A 25,545-nucleotide genomic window follows, 5' to 3' on the forward strand; every position below is an offset into this window, starting at 1 on the left:
GCATACGCCCGGCCTCCGTGCCGGCTAAAATGCCCGGCCCTCCGCGTTGGATGCCCGAAATGACGATCGACTACTCCCAAGCCCGCGAAAAGATGGTGGAACAGCAGGTCCGTCCCTGGGACGTGCTCGACCTGCGCGTGCTCGACGTGCTGTCGCGGCTGCCGCGCGAGACCTTCGTGCCGCCGGCGCACTGCGCCGTGGCCTACGCCGACCTGGAGATTCCGCTGGGCCACGGCCAGTACATGATGAAGCCGGTCATCGAGGGCCGCATGCTGCAGGCCCTGGACGTGCAGCCGGGCGAGGACGTGCTGGAGATCGGCACCGGCAGCGGCTTCGTCAGCGCCTGCCTGGGCGAACTCGGCCGCGAGGTGGTCAGCCTGGAGATCGAGCCGGCCCTGGCCGCCGCCGCGCGCGCCAACCTGGACGCCGCCGGCCTGGGCAGCAACGTCCGCATCGAGACCGCCGACGCCTTCGCCTGGAACAGCGAGCGCCGTTTCGACGTGGTCTGCGTCACCGCCGCGGTCACCGAGATCCCGGCCCAGTTCCTGGCCTGGCTGCGCCCCGGCGGACGCCTGTTCGCGATCCGCGGCCGCGCGCCGGTCATGGAAGCGGTGCTGGTGCATGCCGACGCCGGCGCCCCGCGCACGGAATCGCTGTTCGAAACCGACCTGGCGTATTACCTGCGAGGCGCAGCGCCAGTCCCCCAGTTCACATTCTGATCCATCAAGGAAGCCGCAATGATCCGCCGATCCCTCGTCCTGGCGCTGGCCGCCGCGCTGTTTCCGCTGGCCGCCAACGCCACGGACCTGCTGCAAGTCTACGAAATGGCCCGCAACAGCGACCCGCAGTTGGCCTCCGCGGAATCGACCCGGCTGTACGACAAGGAAGGCGAGGTGCAGGCGCGCGCCGCGTTGCTGCCGCAGATCAACGGCAGCGCGTCGCTGCAGCGCAACCATAGCGAGGTCGAGCGCGGCGGCGGCGAACTGTCCGGCACCGGCAAGAGCCGCAGCTATGCGGTGCAGGGCCAGCAGACCCTGGTCAACTTCGCGCAGTTCTCCAACCTGCGCGCGCAGAAGGCGCGCAGCCTGGCCGCCGACTACACCCTGGATTCGGCCAACGACGACCTGATCGTGCGCACCTCGGCGGCCTACTTCAACGTGCTGGTGGCGATCGAGTCGCTGGTCGCCGCCGAGACCAACGAAGCCGCCGCCAAGAAGCAGTTCGACTACGCCGACAAGCGCCTGGAAGTGGGCCTGGCGCCGATCACCGACGTGCACGAAGCGCGCGCCGAGTACGACCAGGCCCGCGCCGACACGATCACCGCACGCAACTCGCTGCAGGATCTGTACCAGGCGCTGACCGAGATCACCGGCCAGCCGGTACGCGACCTGCGCGGCCTGCCGGAGGACTTCCGTCCGCAGCTGCCGGCCACCGGCGGCGACATCGACAGCCTGATCGCCTCGGCGCTGGACAAGAACCCGTCGCTGCGTTCCTACCAGTACCAGGTGCAGGCGGCCGAGGCCAGCGTCTCGGCGGCACGCGCCGGGCACCTGCCGACGCTGAACCTGTCGGCCAGCGCCGGCCGCGACGCGAACTGGGGCGACAGCGTCTCCGGCAGCGGCAGCACCCCGCGTGCCGACAGCAACACCATCGGCCTGACCCTGAACATCCCGATCTTCGCCGGCGGCGCCACCCAGTCGGCCGTACGCCAGGCCCTGGCGCAGCGCGACATCGCCCAGGACACCTACGAGCTGCAGAAGCGCGCGCTCGACCGCAACACCCGCAACGCCTACCAGACGGTGGTGGCCGGAATCAGCGAGATCGAGGCGCGGCGGCTGGCGGTGGTCTCGGCACAGGCGGCGTTCGATGCCTCGCAGGTCGGCCTGGAAGTGGGCACCCGCACCGTGCTGGACGTGGTGCAGAACCAGCGCACCCTGTACCAGGCACAGTTGGCCTACGCACAGGCGCGCTACAACTTCCTGCAGAACCGCCTGCTGCTGAGCCAGGCGCTCGGCTCGCTGGACGTGGCCGAGGTGCAGTCGATCAACGCGCTGCTGACCCAGAGCGCCGAGTCCAAGCTCAACTCGGCCAACAGCACGCAGTAAACGCGTTCGCTGGCGCGAACACCGAAACGGCGGGCCTTCGGGTCCGCCGTTTTTGTTTTGGGAGCAGCGGGAGGCGCGCCGCTGCCTGCGCGCGGGTCGCGGCTGAAGCCGCTCCTACGGGGCGCGCGTCGCGATGCGACACGCGCCATGCAGCGTGGCCCCTGTGGTGTTCCCTCTGGCGGAGCGAACGCCGCCCTGGCCGATGACGCAACACGCCGGCAGCCCGCTGCACTGTGGGAGGGACTTCAGTCCCGACGCGTGCCATGGGAGGGGATGCGATGGGCGAACGGAGAGTGTCATGCGCCGCGGCTGAAGTCGCCCCCACAACCGGCTGCCTGGAACCCGAAAAGGATGCCGTCGCGGCAAAAACCGCTCCTACGGCCGCGCGCATCCCGAGCGACGCAGGTCAGTCCTCCACGCTCGCCGCGCCCGCCAGCGGCGGCAGATGCGGCGCGATCAGTTGCAGGGTCCGCTGCAGCGCGCCGCGGCCGTTTTCGACCAGCGCGCAGCCGGCCTCGGCCATGCGCTTGCGCGCCTCGGCATCGGCCAGCAGGGTCTGCAGGGCGGCGCACACGGCGCCGGCATCCTCGCAGATGGCCACCGCGCCGGCCTCGCGCATGCGCCGCGAGATCTCGGAGAAGTTGTGCAGGTGCGGCCCGGTGACCGACGGCGTGCCGACGGCGGCGGGCTCCAGCAGGTTGTGCCCACCGATCGGTTGCAGGCTGCCGCCGACGAAGGCCACCTGGGCGCAGGCGTAGAAGCCCATCAGTTCGCCCAGCGTATCGATCACGAACACCGCATCGTCGGCGCCGGGCCACTGCTGCTGGCGACGCGTGGCCACTCGCCAGCCCTGGTCGCGCGCCAGCGCCTCGACCTTGGCGAAACGTTCCGGATGCCGCGGCGCCCACAGCAGCAGCACGTCCGGCCACTGCCGGCGCAGCTGCCGATGCATCTCGATCACCGCCGCCTCCTCGCCATCGTGGGTACTGGCGGCGATCCACACCGGACGCGTCGCCGGCACGCGCGTACGGAACGCGGCGACGACGTCGGGCAGGTGCGCAGGCGCGGCGATGTCGAATTTCAGATTACCCAGCGCACGCACCTGCTCGGGGCGCGCGCCCAGGGCGACGAAGCGCTCGGCGTCCTCCTGCGATTGCGCCGCCACGCAGGTGACGGTGCGCAGCGCACGCCCGATCAACGGCCGCAGCACCCGGTAGCCGCGCAGCGAACGCGCCGACAGCCGCGCATTGAGCACGTACACCGGGATGCCGCGGTCGCGGCAGCCGAACAACATGTTCGGCCACAGTTCGGTCTCCAGGATCAGCGCCAGGCTGGGGCGGAAATGCTGCAGGAAGCGGCCGACGCTGCCGGGCACGTCGTAGGGCAGATACACATGGTCCAGGGCATCGCCCCACAGCGCGCGCACGCGCTCCGAGCCGGTCGGGGTGATGGTGGTGATCACCCAGCGGATGTCCGGGCGCTGCGCGCGCAGCGCATTGACCACCGGCGCGGCGACGTTGACCTCGCCCACCGAGACCGCGTGCAGCCAGACCCGCGGGCGCCCGCGCGCCTGCGAATACGAGGCGTAGCGCTCGTCCCAGCGCTGGAAGTACTGGCGCACGCGGAAGCCGCGCCAGACCAGGTGATAGACGGTGACCGGCAGCAGCAGATAGAGCACGGCCGAGTACAGGCCGCGCAGCAGCCGCTCGATGAAATCGTTGCGCATCCGGACAGCATAGCCGGTTGCGCGCGGGCGGCGGCAGACGATCGCCGCGCGTGCCGACGCGGCCGTGCGCGTGCCCGGCTAAACTTGGCGCATGTCTGCCGCTCCCACTCCGCCCGCCTCCGCGACCCACGCCGCACCGCCGCCGCGCTCGCCCCGCCACTGGCCCACCTGGCTGCTGCTCGGCCTGGCGGTGATCGCCGCACGCCTGCCCTGGCTGCTGCAGCGCGCCCTGGGCCGCGGCATCGGCTGGCTGGCGCTGCGCCTGGCCAGGACCCGCCGGCATGCCGCCGAGGTCAATCTGAAACTGTGCTTCCCGGAGCAGAGCGCGGCCTGGCGCGAACGCCTGCTGCGCGACAGCTTCGACGCGCTGGGCGTGGGCGTGTTCGAGTTCGCCCGCGCCTGGTGGGGCGGCATCGGCGCGATTCGCCGGCGCACCCGCATCGAAGGCCTGGAACACTTGCAGGCGCTGCAGGCGCAGGGCCGCGGCGTGCTGCTGGTATCGGGCCACTTCATGACCCTGGAGATCTGCGGCCGGCTGCTGTGCCAGTACGTGCCGCTGGCCGGGATGTACCGGCGCCACCGCAATCCGGTGTTCGAATGGGCGGTCAAGCGCGGGCGCCTGCGCTACGCCACCGCCATGTTCGCCAACGAGGACCTGCGCGGCAGTGTGCGCCATCTCAAGCGCGGCGGCTTCCTGTGGTACGCCCCGGACCAGGACATGCGCGGCAAGGACACGGTGTTCGTGCCGTTCTTCGGCATGCCCGCGGCCACCATCACCGCCACCCACCAGCTGGCGCGGCTGACCGGCTGCGCGGTGGTGCCGTACTTCCACCGCCGCGAAGGCGCCGACTACATCCTGCGCATCGCGCCGCCGCTGGAGGACTTTCCGTCGGAAGACATGGTCGCCGACACCGCGCGGGTCAACGCCGCGATCGAGGCGATGGTGCGCGAGGCGCCGGCGCAGTACCTGTGGATCCACCGCCGCTTCAAGCGCCAGCCCGGCGGCCGCAGCGACTTCTACGAGCGCGGCTGAGCGCTCAGCGCGGCGCCGCGGCGTCGGCGCGCTCGCCCGGTTCGGGGTCGTTCGCCAGCAGCGCGCCGGCGTACAGGCCGATCAACAGCATGGTCAGCCCGCCCCAGAACGACGAGTAGAACGCCAGGTGGGTGTTGAACGGGAACACCGTGATCAGCAACGCCTGCATCGCCGGCCGCGCACGTTCGCGCGCCTGCGCCGACGCGTAGCGCCAGGCGCGCCATGCCTGCGCGGCACCGGCCAGCCACAGCAGCAGTCCGATCACGCCGGTCTCGGCGAGCACTTCGAGCACGATCTGGTGGGCATGGAACGCCGGCTCGCGTCCCCATTCCCCGGCATGGGTCGGATCCGGGTCGCACCCGACGTAGGCCTCGCGGAAGCCGCGCACGCCGACGCCGTTGATCGGGTGCTGGCGGATCATGCACCAGGCCGCGGTCCAGATCTGCGCACGCCCGGTCAGCGCCGCATTGAGGTCGGCCGGATGCCCGCTGAGCGCGCGCGCGGTGCGCTCGAAGCGGTCGTGCACCTGCGGCGACACCACGCCCAGCACCCCGGCCACCAGCAACGCGGCCACGCCCAGCGCCAGCAGCTTGCGCGCGCCGAGCAGGCGCCAGCCCGACAGCACCAGCAGTACCGCGTAGGTGATCCACGAGGCGCGCGATCCCGCCAGCACCAGCACCACCCCCACCGCGGCCGCGGCGAGCAGCCAGCCCCAGGCACCGCCGCGACGCGCCGCCACCCACAACAGGAACGGCGACACGCTGGCCAGCACCTGGCCGAACTTCAGGTTGCACGGGCCGAACACGCCGCTGAGACGATCGGCCAGGGCGATCTCCTGCGGCGTGCACAGGCCGTGGTGGCTGATTGCCCACTTCAACTGGTCCATCGACCAGAACAGCGGGCTGGTGCCGCACAGCGCCTGCGCCAGTGCGTCCACGGTCCAGAGCGCGGCGATCGCCGCCAGGCCGTTGAAGGTGATGCGGCGTCCGCGCGGCGTCGCCACCGCCATCGCCACCAGCCACAGGAACGGCAGGAAGCGCAGGTCCACCGCCGATTCGCGCAGGGCCAGCGGCACGTCCACCGCGCCCAGTGCCGACAACGGCTGCGGCAGCCAGTAGGCGAAGAACAGCAGCGTGGTCAGCGCCCAGGCCGGGCCGCTGAGCAGGCGCCCGCCCCCGCGGAAGCGGCTGTGCAGCAGGCGCGCCAGGGTGACCAGGGCGCCCAGCGCCAGCACCCCGGCCGCCAGGCCCGGCGCCGGCCACAGCGCGACGAAGAGCAGCACCCAGACCGCCGCCCAGCGCTCGCGGACCTCGGGCAAGGCAGAAGCGGACAGGGAACCGTCAGGGCCGGAGTTCGTCATAGATCGCCAAGGTACTGCGCTGCATGGCCTGCAGCGTGTAGGGGAGCGCCGCCGGCGGCGCCGGAGGTTGCGCCAGCAGCGCGCGCGCGGCGGTCTGCAGGGCTTGGGCATCGAAGGTCGCCACCGCGCCGGCGGGCTGCAGCTGCGCGAGCAATTCGCCGACCCCGCCATGCGCCCAGCCCAGCACCGGCCGCCCGACCGCCAGCGCCTCGACCACGGTCCGGCCAAACGCTTCGGGCTTGCGCGAGAGCTGCAGCACCAGGTCGCTGGCGGCATAGGCCTCGGCGATGCGCGCGGTCGGCGGCGTGAACGCCACCGCGTCGGCCACGCCGAGCGTCGCCGCCTCGGCCTCCAGTTCGCGCACGTAGGCCTCGCGCCCGGCCTCGCGTGCGCCGGGCAGCCACAGCCGCGCGTCGCGGCCGTCGCCGCGCAGCGCCGCCAGCAGGCGCAGCGCGTCGGCGTGGCCTTTCAGGCGGGTGCCGCGCCCCGGCAGCAACAGCAGCGGCCCGTTCCCGGCCAGCGCCGGCGCCTGGCTGGCCGCCCAGGCCCGCGCCTGCGCATCGGGCCAGGCCCGGCGCGGGAACTGCGCCGGATCGATGCCGCGCGGCACCACCCGCAGGCGCGCCGGATCGGTCTGCGGATAGTGCTGCAGCACGTAGGCGCGCACGGTCTCGGATACGCAGATGACCCGCTCGCCACGGGTCATCACCGCGCTGTAGCGGCTGGGCGAGTTGAGCCCGTGCACGGTGGTGACCAGGCGCGGGCGCTGCGCCGCCGGCATGCCCTGCAGCGCACGCCAGCCCAGCCAGGCCGGCAGCCGCGAGCGCGCGTGCACGATGTCGGCGCGCTCGCGCGCGAACAGGCGCCGCAGCGCCGGCACGTGGCGCAGGGTCAGCAAGGATTTGCGGCCGATGTCCAGGGCAATGTGCTCGGCGCCGGTGGCGGCCAGCGCGGGCAGCAGCCGGCCGCCGGCCGAGACCACCAGGGCACGGTGCCCCGCATCGACCAGGGCCTGGGCGATTTCCAGCGTGGAGCGCTCGACGCCGCCGGACTCCAGCGCCGGCAGCAGCTGCACCACGGTCAGGCGGTGCATCGAACCCGGGTCAGTCGACCAGCACGAAGACCGCGCCGCAGTACGGACACTTGGCTTCGAGGCCGGGCTCGTCCTCGATCGGCAGGTAGACCCGCGGGTGCGAATTCCACAGCGCCATCTCCGGCGTCGGGCAGCTCAGCGGCAGGTCGGCGCGGCGCACCTCGTAGCGCGTCTGGGCGTTGGCGGGCGCGGTGGCGGTATGGCTCATGGCGGTGGGGACACGGCGAAGGGGACAGGCGATTCTAGCAGCCCGCCCCGGGCCCGGCGCGGGTCTCCCGGGGCCACCGCGACGAGGTCCTTTCACGCGCCTTTCCTATTCGCTTGATGCAGGACGAACGCAGCACTATGCTGGTGTCACGCGGCGCCGACATGCCGCTTTGAGGTGTCTCGTGGATATAGGTGTGCGTTTGATGCAGGCGCGGCGAAATGCCGGTTTCACACTGCGCGAGCTTGCCGCCTTGTTGGGCGTGGCGCATAGCACGCTGGGTCATTGGGAGAACAACCGTTCGGTCCCCAATGCCCGGCATTTGCTGAAGATCGCCGAACTTACTGGCGTCGACGCATATGTGCTGCTGACTGGCAAGCCTTCCAAGCTGAACCAGACCGACGGCGACAGCCTGCCGTTGCCGGTAGGCAAGCGCATGGCCTGAGTGCGGCGCGGCGCCACTGGCGTCGCTCCCCGTGCCCCGGCTTGACCCCGCGCGGCCCGCGTGCCGGCTGCGCACGATGGCGCGAATGGCACTGCGACACTGCTTGTCGCCTGCGTATGAAAGCGTTTTCAGCCCCGCCTTTTGACCCGTTGCGAATCGGCGTCGCTCACAACGAAGACGCCCTGACTGCTGCCGCGCTACTCCGACGCTGATCCACGCGCGCGATCGCCCCCCCTTCTTTTCCAGCCAGCTCGCGCACGCCTTTTCCAGGCACGCCCCCCCCAACCACGCCCCTGGCGCGTCGAGTTCGCGCACAACGCACGTACCCCTCATTGGAGCGGCCGGGAGGCAGTCAGGCGGCCGAGCGGGCGAGGTGTGCGCCCCGCGGCAGTGCCGGAGCGCCTGCACCACACCGGCGCCGCTGTCGCGCGGGCCGGTGTGCAGCGGAGGCCGCTGCGGCGGCTTACTTCTCCGCTTCGAGCTGCTTGCGGATCTGCGCGTCGACCGCGGCGATCGCGGTCATGTTCATCACCCGGCGCGAGGTGGCGCTGGTGGTGAGGATGTGCACCGCCTTGGAGATGCCCATCAGGATCGGGCCGATCGCCACGCCATCGGTGAACACGCGCACCAGGTTGTAGGCGATGTTGGCCGCTTCCAGGTTCGGCAGCACGAACAGGTTGGCGCGGCCCTTCAGCGTGCTGTTGGGCATGATCTGCTTGCGCAGCGCCTCGTCCCACGCGGTGTCGCCCTGCATCTCGCCGTCGATGTTGAGTTCCGGCTTGCGCTTGAGCAGCGCCTCGCGCACCTGCCGCATCTTCAGCGCGTCGCGCGAATCGTGGCTGCCGAAGTTGGAATGCGACAGCAGCGCGATGTTCGGCTCGATGCCGAACAGCTTCAGGCGATAGGCGGCCTGCAGCGTGGCCTCGACGATCTGCTCCACGCTCGGATCTTCCTGCACGTGGGTGTCGACGAAGAAGAACGCGCCCTGCTGGTTGATCACGCCGGTCATCGCCGAGGTCGAACTGACCCGCGGCTCCAGCGGGATCACGCTGCGCGCGTAGCCGAGCTTCTTGTGGAAGCGGCCGACCACGCCGGTGAGCAGCGCATCGGCTTCGCCGCGCGCGACCATCACCGCCGCGATCAGCGTCGGCCGCGAGCGCATCAGTTCCTTGGCCGCGGTGACGGTGACGCCGCGGCGCTCGGTGAGCGCGTGGTAGTACTGCCAGTAGTCGTTGAAGCGCGGGTCGTCGTGGATGTTGGTGACTTCGAAATCCACGCCGGCGGTGATGCGCAGGCCCAGGCGCTTGATGCGCGCCTCGATCACGTCGGGACGGCCGATCAGGATCGGGAACGCCAGGCCTTCGTCGATCACGCTCTGCACCGCGCGCAGCACCACTTCCTCTTCGCCCTCGGCGTACACCACGCGCTGCTTGTCGGCGCGGGCGCGGTCGTACACCGGCTTCATCATCAGGCTGGTGCGGTAGACGAACTGGCTGAGCTTGTCGCGGTAGGCGGCCATGTCGGTGATCGGCCGCGTGGCCACGCCCGAATCCATCGCCGCCTGCGCCACCGCCGAGGACAGTTCGACCAGCAGGCGCGGATCCAGCGGCCGCGGGATCAGGTAGTCCGGGCCGAAGCTCGGCGTCTCGCCGCCGTAGGCCGCGCCGAGGTCCGAGGCCTCGCGCCGCGCCATCGCCGCGATCGCCTTGACGCAGGCGATCTTCATCTCCTCGTTGATGCCGGTGGCGCCGACGTCGATGGCGCCGCGGAACAGGTAGGGGAAGCACAGCACGTTGTTGATCTGGTTCGGGTAGTCCGAACGGCCGGTGCCGATGATCGCGTCCGGGCGCACCGCCTTGGCCGCTTCCGGGGTGATTTCCGGATTGGGATTGGCCAGGGCGAAGATCACCGGCTGCGGCGCCATCGTCGCCACCATCTCCGGCTTGAGGATGCCCGCGGCCGACAGGCCCAGGAAGATGTCCGCGCCCTCGACGATCTCGGCCAGGGTGCGCTTGTCGGTATCGCGGGCGTAGCGCGCCTTGTCCGGGTCCAGGTCGGTGCGGCCGGTGTGGATCACGCCGTCGCGGTCCAGCGCCAGGATGTTCTCCGGCTTCAGGCCCAGCGAGACCAGCATGTTGACGCAGGAGATGCCAGCCGCGCCCATGCCGGTGGTGGCCAGCTTGACCTCTTCGATCTTCTTGCCGGTGACCACCAGCGCGTTGAGCACGGCCGCGCCGACGATGATCGCGGTGCCGTGCTGGTCGTCGTGGAACACCGGGATGTTCATGCGCTCGCGCAGCTTGCGCTCGACGATGAAGCACTCCGGCGCCTTGATGTCTTCCAGGTTGATGCCGCCGAAGGTCGGCTCGAGGCTGGCGATGATGTCGACCAGCTTGTCCGGATCGTTCTCGTTGATCTCGATGTCGAACACGTCGATGCCGGCGAACTTCTGGAACAGCACGCCCTTGCCTTCCATCACCGGCTTGGACGCCAGCGGGCCGATGTTGCCCAGGCCCAGCACCGCGGTGCCGTTGCTGATCACCGCCACCAGGTTGCCGCGTGCGGTCAGTTCGCTGGCCTGTTTCGGGTCGGCGACGATGGCCTCGCAGGCGAAGGCCACGCCCGGCGAATAGGCCAGGGAGAGGTCGCGCTGGGTCAGCATCGGCTTGGTCGCGGAGACCTTGATCTTGCCCGGCGGTTGCTGGCGGTGATAGTCGAGGGCGGCCTGTTTGAAATCGTCGTTTGACATCGAGGGCTTCTTTTGTCGAAAGGCGCGGAGGCCCGGAATTCTACCCCCAGCAGCAGGAGCGGTCCTGTCTGGCGGCTGTCACCAGGGCCGCGGGCACCGGGAAAAACGCGACGCGCCGGCAGTGCCGGCGCGTCCAGGTTGCAGCGAACTCAGCGGGTCGGGGTGGCGACAGGATCGACCGTCACATCCGGCAGCGATTCTTCGCCGCCGTTCAAGGCGATGCGCAGGCGGTCGCGATCCAGCGCGTTCTCCCAGCGCGAGACCACCACGGTGGCCACCGCATTGCCGATGAAGTTGGTCAGCGAGCGGCACTCGCTCATGAAGCGGTCCACGCCCAGGATCAACGCCATGCCGGCCACCGGCACTTCCGGCACCACCGCCAGCGTCGCCGCCAGGGTGATGAAGCCGGCGCCGGTCACGCCGGCCGCGCCCTTGGAGCTGAGCATCGCCACCAGCAGCAGCGCGATCTGGTGGCCGAGGGTCAGTTCGGTGTTGGTGGCCTGGGCGATGAACAGCGCCGCCAGGGTCATGTAGATGTTGGTGCCGTCGAGGTTGAACGAATAGCCGGTGGGCACGACCAGGCCGACCACGGACTTCTGGCAACCGGCCTTTTCCATCTTCTCCATCAGCGAGGGCAGCGCCGATTCGGACGAGGACGTGCCCAGCACCAGCAGCAGCTCGGCCTTCAGGTAACGGATCAGCTTGAGGACCGAGAAGCCGCACAGGCGCGCCACCGCGCCCAGGATCACCAGCACGAACAGCAGCGAGGTCACGTAAAACGAACCCACCAGCCAGGCCAGATTGACCAGCGATCCCACGCCGTACTTGCCGATGGTGAAGGCGATCGCGCCGAACGCGCCGATCGGCGCGGCCTTCATCAGGATGTGCACCAGCTTGAACACCGGCGCCACCAGCGCCTCCAGCAGGTTCAGCACCGGCTTGCCGCGCTCGCCCACCATCGCCAGCGACACGCCGAACAGCACCGCCACGAACAGCACCTGCAGGATGTTGTCGCCGACGAACGGGCTGAGCAGCGTCTTCGGGATGATGTCCATCAGGAAGCCGACCAGGGTCAGCTCGTGCGACTTCTCCACGTAGCTGTGCACCGCGCTCTGGTCCAGGTCGGCGGCATTGATGTTCATGCCGGCGCCGGGCTGCACCACGTGCGCGACGATCATGCCGACGATCAGCGCCAGGGTGGAGAAGAACAGGAAGTACACCATCGCCTTGGCGAACACCCGGCCCACCGTCTTCAGGTGGGTCATGCCGGCGATGCCGGTGACGATGGTCAGGAAGATAACCGGCGCGATGATCATCTTCACCAGCTTGATGAAGGCGTCGCCCAGCGGCTTGAGCTTCTCGGCGAACGCCGGCTCGAAGTGGCCGAGGATGGCGCCGAGGACGATGGCGACCACCACCTGGAAGTACAGCTGCCGGTAGAACGGCAGATGCCGGGGCGCGTGACCCGCCGGCGAGGTTGGAATATGCATGGCTTGCGCTCCGGGACGGTCCGCCCACCCGACGCGGGTCGCGGAATGCTGCCTTTGTACCCGTCGCCGGCGTCTAAGCAGATAACCTATTGGTACTAGGCCCGGCGCCTGGCCATGTCGACGCGGTTACAGTGGCGCGGTACGCTCACGGAAGGGCTGTCACGCAACGCCGCCTACGGACGCCGCCCTCGCGGCATGTGGCGGCGCCGTCGCCATCGCAGCGCGTCCTCAGGGGAGGCGGCGCCGCAGGAATTGCAACATCGCCGTAAAGAACGGCCGGGCGCGTCCGCTATTGCATGCAGGGGGCAATTACGTCCGGCACCGTGTCCGCATCGCGGCGGCCTCGCCGTTCGCGTGCGACCCGCCACCGCACTGCCCGCGCCATCGCACCACCAGCCCGGCCGGGGACTGCCGCGCCTTCATTCCTTACCGAGACGACTCCATCATGCGCCACACCCTTCTCTTCGCCGCGCTGGGCCTGACCGCCGCCGCTCCCGCCGTCGCCGCGAACAACTTCGACAATTGGCCGACCAAGGTCGCCTTCAACGACGGCACCGAACTGGCCGTGACCGGCAACTACGCCTACGACTGGAACAACTTCTCCAACGACGATGGCCGCCTGGAGGACGACAACGCGTTCCGGCGCAAGGAATTCGGCGCCACGCTGAAGAAGAAGGGCGTGTACGACGCGATGGTGTACTTCGACTTCCAGTCCAAGCTGTGGCTGGACGTGTTCTTCCGCTTCGAGACCAAGGCCCTGTTCGGCGCCGACTACGGCAAGGTGCGACTGGGCTACATCAAGGTGCCGGTGGGCCTGGAAGGCGTGACCAGCTCGCGTGCGGACAGCTTCCTGGAAGTGGCGCTGCCGGTGCAGGCGATCTACCAGGGCCGCCGCACCGGCGTGGAGTGGACCTTCGAGCGTCCGCAATACTTGCTGCAGGCCGGCGCCTACGGCGGCAAGGACCTGCAGGGCGACAACCCCGGCACCACCCAGGCGGTGCGCGGCGTGTGGACCCCGTTCAAGGCCGAGGGCGACGTGCTGCACCTGGGCCTGGCCTATTCGCAGGAGAATCCGCGCGGCTACCACAACGGCCTGGACGTGAGCTTCAGCCCGCGCGCGCGCTTCCGCGCGCGTCCGGAAGCCGGCCTGACCGACGTGCGCCTGATCGACTCCGGCACGCTGGTCGACGTCGACCAGGTGCGCCGCACCGGCCTGGAGGCGATCTGGATCAAGGGTCCGTTCTCGATGCAGGGCGAGGCGCTGCGCGCCGATGTGACCCGCGACAACGGCCGCCCCGACTACACCGCCGACGGCCAGTACGTGTTCGCCAGCTACGTGCTGACCGGCGAATCGCGGCCGTACAGCGCCGGCAACGTCGGCAACATCAAGCCGGCCAACGCCTACGGCGCGGTCGAGCTGCTGGCGCGCTACAGCCGCCTGGACCTGGACGACGGCACCGTGCTCGGCGGCCGCCAGCACGACTGGACCTTCGGCGCCAACTGGTACCTGACCAGCCACTTCAAGTTCCAGGTCAACTACGTGCGCGCCGATGCCGAACGCGCCGGCGTGCACCTGAAGCCGAACTCGCTGGACGTCCGCGCCCAGGTCCAGTTCTGAGCCGTCGCACGCTGGCCGATCCGACGCGATCGGCCGGCGTGCGTACTGCGGCGCCAGCCGCAGCGACCGTGCAAGGAACCGCAGCGCGGGTCGCCGGCGATGCCGACGGCCCGCGTGCACGCCGGCCTCGCCGTCCACGGCGTGTCCGCGGCGTATCCGCGGGTCGCCACCGGCAACACTCGCTGACGCGATTGCCGTCCAGGCCTGACCGGGCCGGGTCCTCTCGTCAGGCGATCCGCGACACCGGCCAGCGCCAGCGCATGCCGCAAACGGCATCGCACCCTCTAAGCTGATGCGGCCCCGGTCGCCGCATTCTTCCGCATGCCCTCGCTCCTGCGCCATCGCCGCCTCGTCCTGCTGCTGGTCGTCATAGTCGGCGGTATGGCCTTGGCGATGCTGTCGGCGCAGCACGTCGCCGAGCAGCGCGCCCTGCGCGCCGAGAGCGTGCAGTTGCGCCAGCAACTGGAGCTGTATGCGCAGACCCTGCAGCAGCGCATCGATCGCTACCGCACCCTGCCGCAGGTGCTGGCGCTGGATCCGGAACTGCGCGACGCCCTGACCCACCCGCTGGACGCGGCCACGCAGCGGCAACTGAACCTGAAACTGGAACGTGCCAACGACGTCACCCGCTCCTCGACCCTGACCCTGATCGACGCCAACGGCGTGGCCCTGGCCGCCAGCAACTGGCGCCTCGCCAGCAGCAACGTCGGCGCCGACTACAGCTTCCGCCCGTACGTGAAGCAGGCCTTGGCGCAGGGCAAGGGCCGCTTCTACGGCATCGGCATGACCACCGGCGTGCCCGGCTACTTCCTCTCGCAGGCGATCCTCGATGCACGCGGGCGTCCGCTCGGGGTGATCGTGATCAAGATCGAGCTGGCCGCGCTGGAGCACGAATGGCTGCGCGTGCCCGACGTGGTGCTGGTCAGCGACCGCCATGGCGTGGTGTTCCTGTCCAGCCGCGACGTCTGGCGCTACCGCCAGCTGCAGCCGCTCAGCGCGCACGAGCGCGACGAACTGCTGGCCACCCGCCAGTACGCGCAGCAGACCCTGCTGCCGGCGCAACGGCGGGTGCTGGAGACGCTGGACGACGGTGGCCAGGTGATGCGCATCGACACGCCGGCGCAACCGGCGCCGCTGCTGTGGCAGAGCATGGCGCTGCCGGAGAGCGGCTGGCGCCTGCACCTGCTGCACGACATCGGCGGCAGCCGCGCGGCCGGCCGCGCCGCCGCGCTGGCCGCGGCCGGGATCTGGCTGGCGTTGTCGTTCCTGGGCCTGCTGTTCCAGCAGCGCCAGCGCCTGGCGCGGCTGCGCCAGCGCAGCCGGCGCGAACTGGAGTCGCTGCTGCAACAGCATGCGCAGGAGTTGCGTACCGCCCAGGACGGCATCGTGCAGGCCGCGCAGCAGGCCGACACCGGCCTCAGCCGCAGCCTGGAGCACCTGCCGCAGGGCGTGGTGATCATCGACGCGCAACTGCGCCTGGTGGCGTGGAATTCGCGCTATCTGGAGATCTTTCGCTTTCCGCCGGAACTGATCCGCGTCGGCCGGCCGATCGAGGACGTGTTCCGCTACAACGCGCGCCGCGGCCTGCTCGGCCCCGGCCCGGTGGAGGCGGCCATCCAGCGCCGCCTGGACCACCTGCGCAGCGGCCGCCCGCACATGCGCGAGAGCGAGAAGGACGACGGCACGGTGCTGGAAATCCGCGGCAATCCGCTGCCCGACGGCGGCTTCGTCACCAGCTACGCCGACATCACCAGCTACAAGAACGCCGCGCGCGAACTGCGCTCGCTGGCCGACGCGCTGGAGCACCGCGTCGCCGAACGCACCCACGACCTGGCCGAGGCCAAGCGCGAGGCAGAGAACGCCAACCGCTACAAGACCCGCTTCGTCGCCTCGGCGGTGCACGACCTGCTGCAGCCGCTGAACGCCGCGCGCATGTTCGTCTCGGCGCTGCGCGGCAAGCTGCACGACGCCGATGCGCGGCAGATCGCCGACCATGTCGACAATGCGCTGGCCGCGCAGGATGCGATCCTCAACAGCCTGCTGGACATCTCGCGGCTGGAGGCCGGCACGCTGAAGACGCAGGTGCAGGACCTGGCGCTGGATCCGCTGCTGCAGACCCTGGCGCGCGAGTTCGGCATCGTCGCCGAAGGTCGCGGCCTGCGCCTGGACTATGTGCCGACCCGCGCCACGGTGCGCAGCGATGCGACCCTGCTGCGGCGCATCCTGCAGAACTTCCTGTCCAACGCAGTGCGCTACACCCCGCGCGGGCGCGTGCTGCTGGGCTGCCGGCGCGAGGGCGCGCAACTGCGCATCGAGGTCCACGACCAGGGGCCGGGCATTCCCGACGCCCTGCAGCAGGAGATCTTCGAGGAATTCCGCCGGCTCGGCGACGGCGTCGCCAACGACCGCGGCGCCGGCCTCGGCCTGGCGATCGTGGAGCGCATCGGCCGCCTGCTCGGCCATCGCATCGGCTTGCGCTCGCACTTGGGCCGCGGCAGCGTGTTCTCGGTGACCGTGCCGCTGGGCGATGCCGCTGCGGCGCAACGCCAGGCGCCGGCGGCGATGGCCAGCGACAACGGCGACGACCCGATCCTGCACGGCTGCCGCGTGTGGTGCATCGACGACGACCCGCGGGTCTGCGAGGCCAGCCGCACCCTGCTGACGCGCTGGGCCTGCCAGGTGGAACTGGCCGCCGGCCCGGAGCAGGCCCTGGCCACGGCGCAGCCGGCGCAGGCGCCCGAACTGGTGCTGCTGGACGTGCGCATGGGCGACCGCGACGGCCCGAGCCTGTTCGCGCAGCTGTGCGCACGCTGGCAGGCCGAGCCACGGGTGATCCTGATCACCGCCGAAGCCGATCCGGCGTTGCGCGCCCTGGCGCAGGAACGCGGCTGGGGCTTCCTGGCCAAACCGGTCCGGGCCCCGGCCCTGCGCGCGCTGATGACGCAGATGCTGCTGCGGCGTGGGTGAGGCGTGTTGTGGAGGCTGGATGTCTGGCCGCGGTACTTTGGCGGCTGGGGAAACCTGGCGCCCGTACCCTCATCCGCCCCTGCGGGGCACCTTCTCCCGAGGGGAGAAGGAAAAGCCGGAGCGTCGCGCTTTAGCCCCTCTCCCGCCGGGAGAGGGGTTGGGGTGAGGGCCCGGGCGCGCAGCGCCACGCAAGACCTCATCGCAGTTGGCGAGCCAGCCTCACCGCTGACCTGGCGGTGAAGCAGCCCCTGGCCGCCGCACCCTCACCCGCCCCTGCGGGGCACCTTCTCCCGAGGGGAGAAGGAAGAGCCGGAGCGTCGCGCTTTAGCCCCTCTCCCGCCGGGAGAGGGGTTGGGGTGAGGGTCCGGGGCGCGCAGCGCCACGCTAGACCTCACCGCAGTTGGCGCTTCAGCCTCGCCGCTGCCCTGGCGGTGAAGCAGCCCCTGCCCGCCGCACCCCCATCCGCCCCTGCAGGGTACCCTCTCCCGAGGGGAGAAGGAAAAGCCGGAGCGTCGCGCTTTAGCCCCTCTCCCGCCGGGAGAGGGGTTGGGGTGAGGGTCCGGGGCGCGCAGCGCCACGCAAGACCTCACGAGTTGGCGAGCCATCCCCGCCATTGCCCTTGAGGGGAGGGCCCCTGGCTGCCGCACCCTCATCCGCCCCTGCGGGGCACCTTCTCCCGAGGGGAGAAGGAAGAGCCGGAGCGTCGCGCTTTAGCCCCTCTCCCGCCGGGACAGGGGTTGGGGTGAGGGTCGGGGCGCGCAGCGCCACGCAAGACCTCACGAGTTGGCGAGCCATCCTCACCATTGCCCTTGAGGGAGGGGCCCCTGGCTGCCGTACCCTCACCCGCCCCTGCGGGGCACCTTCTCCCGAGGGGAGAAGGAAGAGCCGGAGCGTCGCGCTTTAGCCCCTCTCCCGCCGGGAGAGGGGTTGGGGTGAGGGTCGGCTACGCAGCGAGGCGTCTACCACTCGCGCGGGGCGATCAGCTCTTCGACGTCGGCGTCCTCGAAACCGTAGGCCTTGGCGATGTGCAGGAAATCCACGCCGATGTTCTCGCGCGCGGAAGTCTCGATCTCGCTGTCGTGGGCCTCGAACTCCAGCGCCAGCTTGTTGAACTCCTCGGTGGCGGCATGGGTCAGCCGGTACAGCGCCGCCAGGTCCGCCGGTTCCTGCGCCTCGATCGCCTCGCACAACCGCAGCAGGATCTTCTGCCCCTTGCCGACCAGCGACGGGGGGAAGTAGTCGTCGTCCAGCATCTCCTGCAGGAACGGATAGTGGGCGGTCTGCTCGTTGCGGATGGTCGTGGTGGGCATGGTCCAGTGGTCTCCGCCCGCAGGGGGCGCGGGCATCGGCGCATAGCATCGCGTATCCGGGCGCCGCGGAAAACGCCCCCCGCCGGCGCCCGGTTCAGGCCTCGCCTTCCGGCTCCAGCGCCTTCACCAGCACCGCCGCCTGGGTGCGGCTGTGGCATTCGAGCTTCTTCAGGATCGCGGTGACGTGGACCTTGACGGTGTTCTCGGCCAGGCCCAGCTCGTAGGCGATCTGCTTGTTGAGCAGGCCGTCGGCCAGGCACAGCAGTACCCGGAACTGCTGCGGGGTCAGCTGCGCCAGGCGCGCGGCCAGCTGCGCGTCGGCCTCCGAGCGCGCCGCGGTCAGCGGCGGGAACCAGGTGCCGCCGTCGAGCACCGCCGCCACCGCGATGCCGATGGTCTCGGCCGGCGAGGACTTGGGGATGAAGCCGGCCGCGCCGAACTGCTGCGCGCGGCGGATCACCCGCGGGTGGTCGTTGGAGGAAATCACCACCACCGGCACGTCCGGACGCTCGCCGCGCACGTGCAGCAGGGCCGAGAAGCCGCGCGCGCCGGGCATGGCCAGGTCCAGCAGGATCAGGTCGGCATCGGCCTGCGCGGCCAGTGCGGCGTCCAGGGTGGCGGCGCTGGCCGCCTCCACCACCAGGGCGCGCGGCAAGGCCTGGCGCAGCGCGTGCAGCACGGCGGCGCGGAACAGCGGGTGGTCGTCGGCGACCAGGATCGTCGGGGCATCCATGGGCGTGAGGCGGCTGGCAAGACGCCGCAACGCGGCGTCGGGTGGGCGCGGACAGCGCGCAGGACATGCAGTGTACGTGCGGCGCGGATGGATGCCGAGCGTGCGTGCAGCCTATCGGTCAGCGACGCAGCCGGTGGCGGCCATGGTCGAGCTGCGGGATGTCAACGCTGGCGCGTCACCCGGCGCAGCTCGGCGCGTTGCGCACTGGACACACGCATCGCAAGCGCCCACCCGCCACCGCCAACGGCAAGACGCCGACGGCCGCGTATTCAAGACCGGCACCACAATGGCCGATAAGACGGCGTGATCGTCTCGCTCTCCAACCTGCTGGGCCGCCTGCCGCTGGCCGCGCGCTGCCTTCCCCTGTGCCTGGCGCTGGCGCCGACCGCGGCCGCCGCGGTGACGGCCAACGACGACGACCTGCCCAGCAGCCTGGAGCATTTCGGCCTGGACGAGGGCCTGTCGCAGCTGTCGATCAACGCCTTGCAGAGCGACGACCAGGGCTTCCTGTGGGTGGGCACGCAGGAGGGCCTGAACCGCTTCGACGGACATCTGTTCCGCGCCTACCGACGCGAACTCGGCAGCGACAGCCGGCAGAGCCTGCTGAGCAGCAGCATCGACAGCCTCGGCTTTGAGCCGAAAGGCACCCGCCTGTGGCTGGGCACCAACGATGCCGGCCTGGAAGTGATCGAGCTGGCCACCTGGCAACACCACCGCCTCGGCGCGAAGCAGGGCCTGTCGCACAACCGCATCACCCAGATCCTCATCGATCCGCAGGGCGGCGCGTGGCTGGGCACCGAACGCGGTGCGGACCGGGTCGAGACCGACCTGCAGCGGGCGCGTCCGCTGGGCGGCGATGCGCCGGTGGTGGGCCTGACCTGGATGCCGGACGGCAAGCAACCGGTGGCGCTGGACCGGCAATGCCGGCTGTGGCGGCTGAGCCGCGACGCGCGCGAGGCACTGCCGGCGCCGCCCGGCATCGACGAATGCGTGGGCCTGCAGTCCGGCCCGGAAGGGCTGTGGCTGGCCTCGGCGCGCGGCGGGCTGTTCCAGCTCGATCCGCGTGGCGCGGTGCTGGCGCACTGGACGCCGGCGCAATTGCTGACCGGCGGCAGCGACCTCAGCGCGCTGATCCGGCTGCACGATGGCCGTGTGCTGGTCGGCACCACCAATGCCACGGTGACGCAACTGGACAGCGCGCGGCATGCGCCGCAGCGGCTCAGCTTCGACGTAGCGCCGAACAGCGCCATCATCCGCTTCTACCAGGCCCCCGACGGCACCTGGTGGATCGGCACCTACACCGCCGGGCTGTACCGGGTGCGGCCGTTGTCGGCGGTGATCCGCAACGACGAGGAGCGCGTCAGCGACACCCACGACTGGCCCAGCAGCAGCGTGCGCAGCATCTGGCGCGACGGCGAGCGCATGCTGATCGGCACCGACCAGGGGCTGCTGCTGCGCGACGGCAGCCGCGCCGCCTGGCGCGTGGTGCCGGGACTGGCCAGCCAGGCGATCCGCAGCATCGCCGCCGACCGCGACGGCTGGTGGCTGGGCACGCGCCAGGGGCTGTGGCGCCTGGACCGCAGCGGCGCACTGCGGCGCCTGGGCGGGCTGGCCGACGAGCACATCAACGACCTGCTGCTGGAAGGGGACACGCTGTGGGTGGCCACCCGCCGCGGCCTGAGCCGCGTGGTCGGCGGCCAGGTGCGCAACGATCCGCGCTGGGCACCGCTGAACGGACACACCCTGACCCGGGTCTACCGCGACAGCGAAGGCACGCTGTGGATCGGCTGCAACGACTGCGGCGTGTGGCGCATGCGCAGCGGCCGTCCCGCCGAGCCCTACCGCCCGCGCGGCAGCACCCTGTATCCCTCGGTGTGGTCGCTGTACGAACACGACGGCGTGCTGTGGGTGGGCACCTTCTCCGGCGGGCTGTACCGCATCGACCTCAAGCGCGACGTGGCACTGCGCTACAGCGACCGCGAGGGCCTCAGCAGCAACGTCATCTACACCATCCTGCCGGACCCGCAGGGGCGGCTGTGGCTGAGCACCAACAACGGCCTGAGCGTGCTCGACCCGCGCACCCGCATCGTGCAGAGCCTGGGCCGCCGCGACGGCCTGCAGAACCAGGAATACAACAGCGGCCGCGGCTATCGCGACGCACACGGCCTGCTGTACTTCGGCGGCACCCAGGGCGTGGACGTGATCGATCCCACGCGTCTGCCGCTGCGCAGCCCGCAGGCACGCGCGGTGCTCACCGACCTGCGCATCCTCAATGCCGGCGAGGACCGCAACGGCAGCCAGAACCAGGCCGAGAGCGATGTGGTCTACGCGCAGCGCATCGCCCTGGACCACCGCGACAACGTGTTCACCCTCGGCATGACCGCGATCGACTTCGCCGCGCCGGGCACCGCGCGCCTGCGCTACCGCGTCGACGGGTTGCAGAAGGGCTGGGTGTATCCGCAGACCGCGCACAGCGATTTCTCGGTCAGCCATCTGCCGCCGGACCGCTACACCCTGGTGGTGGAAGCGGCCGGACGCGACGGCCAGTTCGGCGCCGCGCGGCGGCTGCAGATCGAGGTGCTGCCACCGCCCTGGCGGCATCCGCTGGCCTACGCCGGCTACGTGCTGCTGGGGCTGGCGCTGCTCGGGCTGGTCTTGCATCGCGTGCGACGCACGGTCAACCGCGAGCGCGACATGGTGGAACTGCTGAACCTGACCGTGGCCGAGCGTACCCGCCAGCTCGAACGCGCCAACCAGCAACTGCTGCAGAGCAACGCGCGCCTGCAGGCGGCCACGCGCCTGGATCCGCTGACCCAGGTCGCCAACCGCCGCGAACTGCAGGACTGGCTGGCCCGCGAATGCCCGGCCCTGCTGGCGGCGCTGGACGACGGCAGCAGCGCCGATGCGCTGTACTTCTTCATGATCGACGTGGACAACTTCAAGCGCATCAACGACGACTACGGCCACCAGGCCGGCGACGCCGCGCTGGTGCACTGCGCCGATCGCCTGCGCGGACTGTGCGGCGAGCACGACCTGCTGGTGCGCTGGGGCGGCGAGGAGTTCCTGCTGGTCACGCGCCTGCCGCGCGAGGACGCCGCCAGCGACCTGGCCGAACGCCTGCGCGCGGCGGTGGCGACGCAGGGCTTCGCCCTGGCCGAGCGCGAACTGACCCTGACCTGCTCGATCGGTTTCGCACCGTGGCCGTTCGTTGCCGCGTGGCCGGCGCTGGGCGACTGGGAACAGAGCGTGGGCCTGGCCGACCGCTGCCTCTACGCCGCCAAGGGCGCCGGCAAGGACGCCTGGGTGGGGCTGGCACCGGGCGCGGCGCCGGACCGGCCGCGCCTGCATGCGCTGCTGGCCGGCGGCGCGCCGGAAGCACTGGGCGACAGCGTGCGCGTGCTGTGTTCGCCCGGGCGCCAGCCGCGCTTCGCGCGCTGAACGCCGCCACCGCCGCTCAGCGCGGCGGTGCCTGCTGCATGCTGCTGCGCCAGGCGTCCAGGAACTGGCGCCGCTTCAGCGCATCCAGGTACACCAGCAACCCCGGGCCCAGCGCGATCGGGCGGAACGCCGCGGCGGCGGCCGGTCCCCCCTGGGCCACCCTGCCCGGCCGCGGCAGGATCGGCTGCAACCGCGCCTCGCGCGACAGCACCTGCTGTCCGCGTGGCGACAGCAGGTAGTCCAGGAAACATCGCGCCTCGGCCGCATGCGGGCTGTCGCGCGGGATCACCGCGGTACGCAGCGCCACCAGGGTGTAGTCCTCCGGCTGCACGATCGCCAGCGGCGCGCCGGCATCGATGCGCGCCTGTGCATACGAGCCCAGCACGTTGTAGGCCAGCAGCAGCTCGCCGCGCGCGACCTTGTCCAGGAGCACGCCGGTGCGCTCCTCCAGCACCACCTGGTTGTCGCCCATCGCCGCCAGCAGCGCCCCGGCCATGCTGCCGAGTTGGCTGTCCTGGGTCGCGAACAGGTAGCCCACGCCGCTGCGCTCCACGTCGTAGGTGCCGATGCGTCCGCGCAGCGGCTGGCCCGGTGCGCGCAGCAGTTCCAGCAGGCGACGGCGGGTGCGCGGCACCTGCGCGGCCGGTAGCCGCGCGGTGTTGTAGACGATCGCCACCGGCTCGTAGCTGATGCCGAACAGTTCGTGCCGCCATTGCGCCCACGCCGGTAGCGCCTCGGTCTGCGGCGAACGGTGCGCCAGCGCGTGGCCGTCGTTCACCAGCTTGGTCTGCAGGTCCATGCTGGCGCTGATCAGCAGATCGGCGCAGCGCGGGCCCGGGCCCGGCCGTAGATAGCGCTGGTAGATGTCCCAGGCGATCGCGTCCTGGTACACCACCTCGGTCTGTGGATGCAGACGCTGGTAATCGCCGATCACCGCGGCGAACACCTCGATGTCGGTCGAGCCCTGGATGCACAGCTGCGCGCTGGCCGCGCCCTGTGCCGGGAAGCGGCGCACGTCGCCGGGCGCGGCCAGCGCGGCGCCTGCGAGCAGCACGGTCAACAGCAGCGGCAGTCGGCACAGCAGCATGGGCAGGCTCATGGATGCAACCTCGGCAGGTGCAGGCTGGCGATCAGGCCGCCGCCCACGCGATTGGACAGGTCGATGCGGCCGCCATGGGCCTCGACCACGCGCTTGACGATCGCCAGGCCCAGTCCGGCGCCGCCAGCGGCCGCACCCTCGCCGCGCACGAAGCGCTCGAACACGCGCTCGGCCTCGGCCGCGGCGATGCCGGGACCGTGGTCGGCCACGGTCACCACGCAGTCGCGCGCATTGCAGGTCAGCGCGACCTGCAGCGGGCCATCGCCGCCGTACTTGCAGGCGTTGTCGATCAGGTTCTTGATCGCCTCGCGCAACAGCAGCGCATCGCCGCGCACCAGCGCCGGTTCGCTGGCGACGGCCAGTTGCACGCGCGGCCGCGGCGCGGCCTGCGGCACGGCCTCGTGCAGCGCCTGGTGCAGCACCTCGGCCAGGTCGACGCTGGCATAGCGTTGCAGGTTCGAACGGTGGATCACGCTGGCATCGCTGAGCAACTGGTTGAGCAGGCGGCTCATGTGCGTGGCATTGCGCTCGATCGCCTCCAGGCTGCGGCGCATCTCGTGCGGGTCGTCCTCGTCCAGCGCCAGTTGCGCCTGCGCGCGCAGCGCCGCCAGCGGCGTGCGCATCTGGTGCGCGGCTTCGGCCATGAACGCACGCAAGGTTTCGTTGCTGCCGGCCAGGCGCGCCATGAAGCGGTTCAGCGCCGCCACCATCTGCTGCATCTCCTGCGGCGCGGTCGCGGCCACCGGCTTGAGCTCGGACGGTTCGCGCCGCGACAGCTCGCGCTCCAGCGTGCGCAGCGGACGCAAGGCACGCGATACGCCCAGCCAGACCAGCGCCAACGCCAGCAGCGACAGCAATGCGATCGCCACCAGTGCGTGCAGCACCACGTCCTGCGCCAGCGCCTCGCGTGCGCGGCGGGTCTGCCCCACCTGCACCCACACCTGGTCCTGCGCCGCCGCCGAGGACACCCGCCGCGACACCACCGCAAAGCGCACCGGCTCGCCGCTGTAGACCGCGTCGAACAAGCGCGGCGGTGCGCTGGCGCGCGGCAGCGACGGCGCCGCCGGCAGGTCGTCGTAGCCGGTGATGGTGCGCCCGCGCGCATCGAACACGCGGTAGAACACCCGGTCCTCCGGCGCCATCGCCAGCAGGTCCAGCGCCGCGTACGGCAGGTCCACCTGCCATTGGCCGCCGGCCAGCGCCACCGAATCGACGATGGACAGCGCCGAGGACACCAGCAGGTGGTCGTAGGAGCGGTTGGCGGCGCGCTGGCCGTAATCGCGCGCCACGAAGAACAGCGCCACCGCGCCGAGCAGCGACAACGCGCCCAGGTAGCGCAGCAGCGTGCGCCGGATCGAAGGCGCCGGCGGCGCGGCCTCAGCCATCGGCGTCCGCTGCCGCCGGATCCGGCGGCGCCGCGTCCGCCTCCAGCTTGTAGCCGACGCCGCGCACGGTGACGATGCGCAGCGGCGCGGCGGCCAGCTTCTTGCGCAGGCGCCCGACGTAGAGCTCGATCGCGTTCGGCCCGGCCTCGTCGTCGAAGCCGAACAGGCCGTTGCCGATCTCGTCCTTGCCCACCACCTGGCCGAGCCGGCCGATCAGGATCTCCAGCAGGCGGTACTCGCGGTTGGGCAAGTCGATCGGCGTGCCGTCCAGGCTGACACTGTGCGCGGCGTTGTCGAAGGCGAAACCGCCAAGCTGCACCACCTCGCTGGCCTGGCCGCGGTTGCGCCGCAGCAACACCCGGCAGCGCGCCTCGAACTCGCGGAAATCGAATGGCTTGCCCAGGTAATCGTCGGCACCCACGTCCAGCGCCTGCACCCGGTCCTCGATGCCGTCGCGCGCGGTCAGCATCAGCACCGGCGTGGTATCGCCGCGCTCGCGCAGCCCGGCCAGCACGCGCAGCCCGTCCAGCCCCGGCAGGCCGATGTCCAGCACCACCAGATCGAAGCGCTGGTAGCGCAGCACCCCGGCCGCACTCAAGCCATCGCGCTGCCAATCCACCGCATGCCCGCTGCGGCGCATGCGCCGCACGATCGCATCGGCGAGATCGGCGTTGTCTTCTACCAGGAGCAGGCGCATTCGGGGCCAGGAATGGTGAATCGGGAATAGGGAATGGAAAACAGCAACGGCAGAAGCCTAGCGCATCCGGGAGCGTGCTTTTTCGATTCCCC

Annotated in this window: 18 protein-coding genes; 7 read left to right on the top strand and 11 right to left on the bottom strand. The window is 70.9% G+C overall.

The window, feature by feature from the left end:
- Positions 1-59 precede the first annotated feature (59 nt).
- Positions 60-719, top strand: a complete 660-nt coding sequence (locus Q7W82_RS18995) for a protein-L-isoaspartate O-methyltransferase (RefSeq protein ID WP_242160513.1) — start codon at positions 60-62, stop codon at positions 717-719.
- 18 nt (positions 720-737) lie between these two features.
- Positions 738-2,105 (top strand): TolC family outer membrane protein, encoded by a 1,368-nt coding sequence (locus tag Q7W82_RS19000; protein ID WP_242160512.1) that lies wholly within the window; start codon positions 738-740, stop codon positions 2,103-2,105.
- Positions 2,106-2,511: 406 nt separating this feature from the next.
- Here Q7W82_RS19000 and waaA read toward each other — a convergent pair whose 3' ends face one another.
- Entirely contained in the window at positions 2,512-3,831 is a 1,320-nt protein-coding gene (gene waaA, locus Q7W82_RS19005) for a lipid IV(A) 3-deoxy-D-manno-octulosonic acid transferase (protein WP_242160511.1), read from the bottom strand.
- 91 nt (positions 3,832-3,922) lie between these two features.
- Here waaA and Q7W82_RS19010 point away from each other — a divergent pair, with 91 nt between their 5' ends.
- Positions 3,923-4,864: an LpxL/LpxP family Kdo(2)-lipid IV(A) lauroyl/palmitoleoyl acyltransferase gene (locus Q7W82_RS19010; RefSeq protein ID WP_242160510.1), complete on the top strand. Its 942-nt coding sequence runs from the start codon at positions 3,923-3,925 to the stop codon at positions 4,862-4,864.
- Positions 4,865-4,868: 4 nt separating this feature from the next.
- Here the strand turns inward: Q7W82_RS19010 and Q7W82_RS19015 are convergent, their stop codons facing one another.
- Genes Q7W82_RS19015 through Q7W82_RS19025 form a run of 3 tightly spaced genes read right to left on the bottom strand, consistent with a single transcriptional unit; the run spans position 4,869 to position 7,525 of the window.
- A complete protein-coding gene (locus tag Q7W82_RS19015; protein ID WP_242160509.1) occupies positions 4,869-6,224 on the bottom strand; it encodes an O-antigen ligase in 1,356 nt (451 codons plus the stop codon).
- Positions 6,205-7,317, bottom strand: a complete 1,113-nt coding sequence (locus Q7W82_RS19020) for a glycosyltransferase (protein WP_242160508.1) — start codon at positions 7,315-7,317, stop codon at positions 6,205-6,207. The genes Q7W82_RS19015 and Q7W82_RS19020 overlap by 20 nt, the downstream gene beginning before the upstream one ends.
- 10 nt (positions 7,318-7,327) lie before the next feature.
- Positions 7,328-7,525, bottom strand: a complete 198-nt coding sequence (locus Q7W82_RS19025; protein ID WP_010344507.1) for a zinc-finger domain-containing protein — start codon at positions 7,523-7,525, stop codon at positions 7,328-7,330.
- Between the two features lie 202 nt (positions 7,526-7,727).
- Here Q7W82_RS19025 and Q7W82_RS19030 point away from each other — a divergent pair, with 202 nt between their 5' ends.
- On the top strand, positions 7,728-7,967 hold the full coding sequence (locus tag Q7W82_RS19030) for a helix-turn-helix transcriptional regulator (protein ID WP_040902394.1): 240 nt from the start codon (positions 7,728-7,730) through the stop codon (positions 7,965-7,967).
- A gap of 463 nt (positions 7,968-8,430) precedes the next feature.
- Here the strand turns inward: Q7W82_RS19030 and Q7W82_RS19035 are convergent, their stop codons facing one another.
- Both Q7W82_RS19035 and Q7W82_RS19040 read right to left on the bottom strand, forming a co-directional pair.
- Positions 8,431-10,716, bottom strand: coding sequence for an NADP-dependent malic enzyme (locus tag Q7W82_RS19035; protein ID WP_242160507.1), 2,286 nt, complete (start codon positions 10,714-10,716; stop codon positions 8,431-8,433).
- A 149-nt stretch (positions 10,717-10,865) separates the two neighbouring features.
- Positions 10,866-12,206: a dicarboxylate/amino acid:cation symporter gene (locus Q7W82_RS19040; RefSeq protein ID WP_160945360.1), complete on the bottom strand. Its 1,341-nt coding sequence runs from the start codon at positions 12,204-12,206 to the stop codon at positions 10,866-10,868.
- A 445-nt stretch (positions 12,207-12,651) separates the two neighbouring features.
- Between Q7W82_RS19040 and Q7W82_RS19045 the strand changes: the two genes are divergently transcribed.
- Both Q7W82_RS19045 and Q7W82_RS19050 read left to right on the top strand, forming a co-directional pair.
- A complete protein-coding gene (locus tag Q7W82_RS19045; RefSeq protein ID WP_242160506.1) occupies positions 12,652-13,824 on the top strand; it encodes a porin in 1,173 nt (390 codons plus the stop codon).
- A gap of 321 nt (positions 13,825-14,145) precedes the next feature.
- Positions 14,146-16,791, top strand: coding sequence for a PAS-domain containing protein (locus Q7W82_RS19050; protein WP_242160505.1), 2,646 nt, complete (start codon positions 14,146-14,148; stop codon positions 16,789-16,791).
- Between the two features lie 959 nt (positions 16,792-17,750).
- Here Q7W82_RS19050 and Q7W82_RS19055 read toward each other — a convergent pair.
- Positions 17,751-18,101 (bottom strand): DUF5713 family protein, encoded by a 351-nt coding sequence (locus Q7W82_RS19055; protein ID WP_019796691.1) that lies wholly within the window; start codon positions 18,099-18,101, stop codon positions 17,751-17,753.
- Between the two features lie 94 nt (positions 18,102-18,195).
- The gene (locus Q7W82_RS19060) at positions 18,196-18,834 is read right to left on the bottom strand and encodes a response regulator transcription factor (protein WP_048490880.1); all 639 of its coding nucleotides are present in this window, start codon (positions 18,832-18,834) and stop codon (positions 18,196-18,198) included.
- A gap of 303 nt (positions 18,835-19,137) precedes the next feature.
- Here Q7W82_RS19060 and Q7W82_RS19065 point away from each other — a divergent pair, with 303 nt between their 5' ends.
- Positions 19,138-22,272 (top strand): ligand-binding sensor domain-containing diguanylate cyclase, encoded by a 3,135-nt coding sequence (locus Q7W82_RS19065; protein WP_242160961.1) that lies wholly within the window; start codon positions 19,138-19,140, stop codon positions 22,270-22,272.
- 16 nt (positions 22,273-22,288) lie between these two features.
- Here the strand turns inward: Q7W82_RS19065 and Q7W82_RS19070 are convergent, their stop codons facing one another.
- From Q7W82_RS19070 to Q7W82_RS19080, 3 genes are read right to left on the bottom strand one after another with little or no spacing between them, the layout of a single operon-like run.
- Complete coding sequence (locus Q7W82_RS19070) at positions 22,289-23,359, bottom strand: ABC transporter substrate-binding protein (RefSeq protein WP_242160965.1); 1,071 nt, start codon at positions 23,357-23,359, stop codon at positions 22,289-22,291.
- Between the two features lie 8 nt (positions 23,360-23,367).
- Entirely contained in the window at positions 23,368-24,756 is a 1,389-nt protein-coding gene (locus tag Q7W82_RS19075) for a sensor histidine kinase (RefSeq protein WP_160945365.1), read from the bottom strand.
- Entirely contained in the window at positions 24,749-25,453 is a 705-nt protein-coding gene (locus tag Q7W82_RS19080) for a response regulator transcription factor (RefSeq protein ID WP_242160960.1), read from the bottom strand. The genes Q7W82_RS19075 and Q7W82_RS19080 overlap by 8 nt, the downstream gene beginning before the upstream one ends.
- Between the last annotated feature and the right edge of the window lie 92 nt (positions 25,454-25,545).

The organism is Xanthomonas indica (genome assembly GCF_040529045.1).
GTDB classification, from domain to species: Bacteria; Pseudomonadota; Gammaproteobacteria; order Xanthomonadales; family Xanthomonadaceae; genus Xanthomonas_A; species Xanthomonas_A indica.

Excerpts from the sequence above, each read along its gene's own strand:
- Q7W82_RS18995 (WP_242160513.1), top strand. The coding sequence starts at position 60 with ATGACGATCGACTACTCCCAAGCCCGCGAAAAGATGGTGGAACAGCAG.
- Q7W82_RS19000 (WP_242160512.1), top strand. The coding sequence starts at position 738 with ATGATCCGCCGATCCCTCGTCCTGGCGCTGGCCGCCGCGCTGTTTCCG.
- waaA (WP_242160511.1), bottom strand. The coding sequence starts at position 3,831 with ATGCGCAACGATTTCATCGAGCGGCTGCTGCGCGGCCTGTACTCGGCC.
- Q7W82_RS19010 (WP_242160510.1), top strand. The coding sequence starts at position 3,923 with ATGTCTGCCGCTCCCACTCCGCCCGCCTCCGCGACCCACGCCGCACCG.
- Q7W82_RS19015 (WP_242160509.1), bottom strand. The coding sequence starts at position 6,224 with ATGACGAACTCCGGCCCTGACGGTTCCCTGTCCGCTTCTGCCTTGCCC.
- Q7W82_RS19020 (WP_242160508.1), bottom strand. The coding sequence starts at position 7,317 with ATGCACCGCCTGACCGTGGTGCAGCTGCTGCCGGCGCTGGAGTCCGGC.
- Q7W82_RS19025 (WP_010344507.1), bottom strand. The coding sequence starts at position 7,525 with ATGAGCCATACCGCCACCGCGCCCGCCAACGCCCAGACGCGCTACGAG.
- Q7W82_RS19030 (WP_040902394.1), top strand. The coding sequence starts at position 7,728 with ATGCAGGCGCGGCGAAATGCCGGTTTCACACTGCGCGAGCTTGCCGCC.
- Q7W82_RS19035 (WP_242160507.1), bottom strand. The coding sequence starts at position 10,716 with ATGTCAAACGACGATTTCAAACAGGCCGCCCTCGACTATCACCGCCAG.
- Q7W82_RS19040 (WP_160945360.1), bottom strand. The coding sequence starts at position 12,206 with ATGCATATTCCAACCTCGCCGGCGGGTCACGCGCCCCGGCATCTGCCG.
- Q7W82_RS19045 (WP_242160506.1), top strand. The coding sequence starts at position 12,652 with ATGCGCCACACCCTTCTCTTCGCCGCGCTGGGCCTGACCGCCGCCGCT.
- Q7W82_RS19050 (WP_242160505.1), top strand. The coding sequence starts at position 14,146 with ATGCCCTCGCTCCTGCGCCATCGCCGCCTCGTCCTGCTGCTGGTCGTC.
- Q7W82_RS19055 (WP_019796691.1), bottom strand. The coding sequence starts at position 18,101 with ATGCCCACCACGACCATCCGCAACGAGCAGACCGCCCACTATCCGTTC.
- Q7W82_RS19060 (WP_048490880.1), bottom strand. The coding sequence starts at position 18,834 with ATGGATGCCCCGACGATCCTGGTCGCCGACGACCACCCGCTGTTCCGC.
- Q7W82_RS19070 (WP_242160965.1), bottom strand. The coding sequence starts at position 23,359 with ATGCTGCTGTGCCGACTGCCGCTGCTGTTGACCGTGCTGCTCGCAGGC.
- Q7W82_RS19075 (WP_160945365.1), bottom strand. The coding sequence starts at position 24,756 with ATGGCTGAGGCCGCGCCGCCGGCGCCTTCGATCCGGCGCACGCTGCTG.
- Q7W82_RS19080 (WP_242160960.1), bottom strand. The coding sequence starts at position 25,453 with ATGCGCCTGCTCCTGGTAGAAGACAACGCCGATCTCGCCGATGCGATC.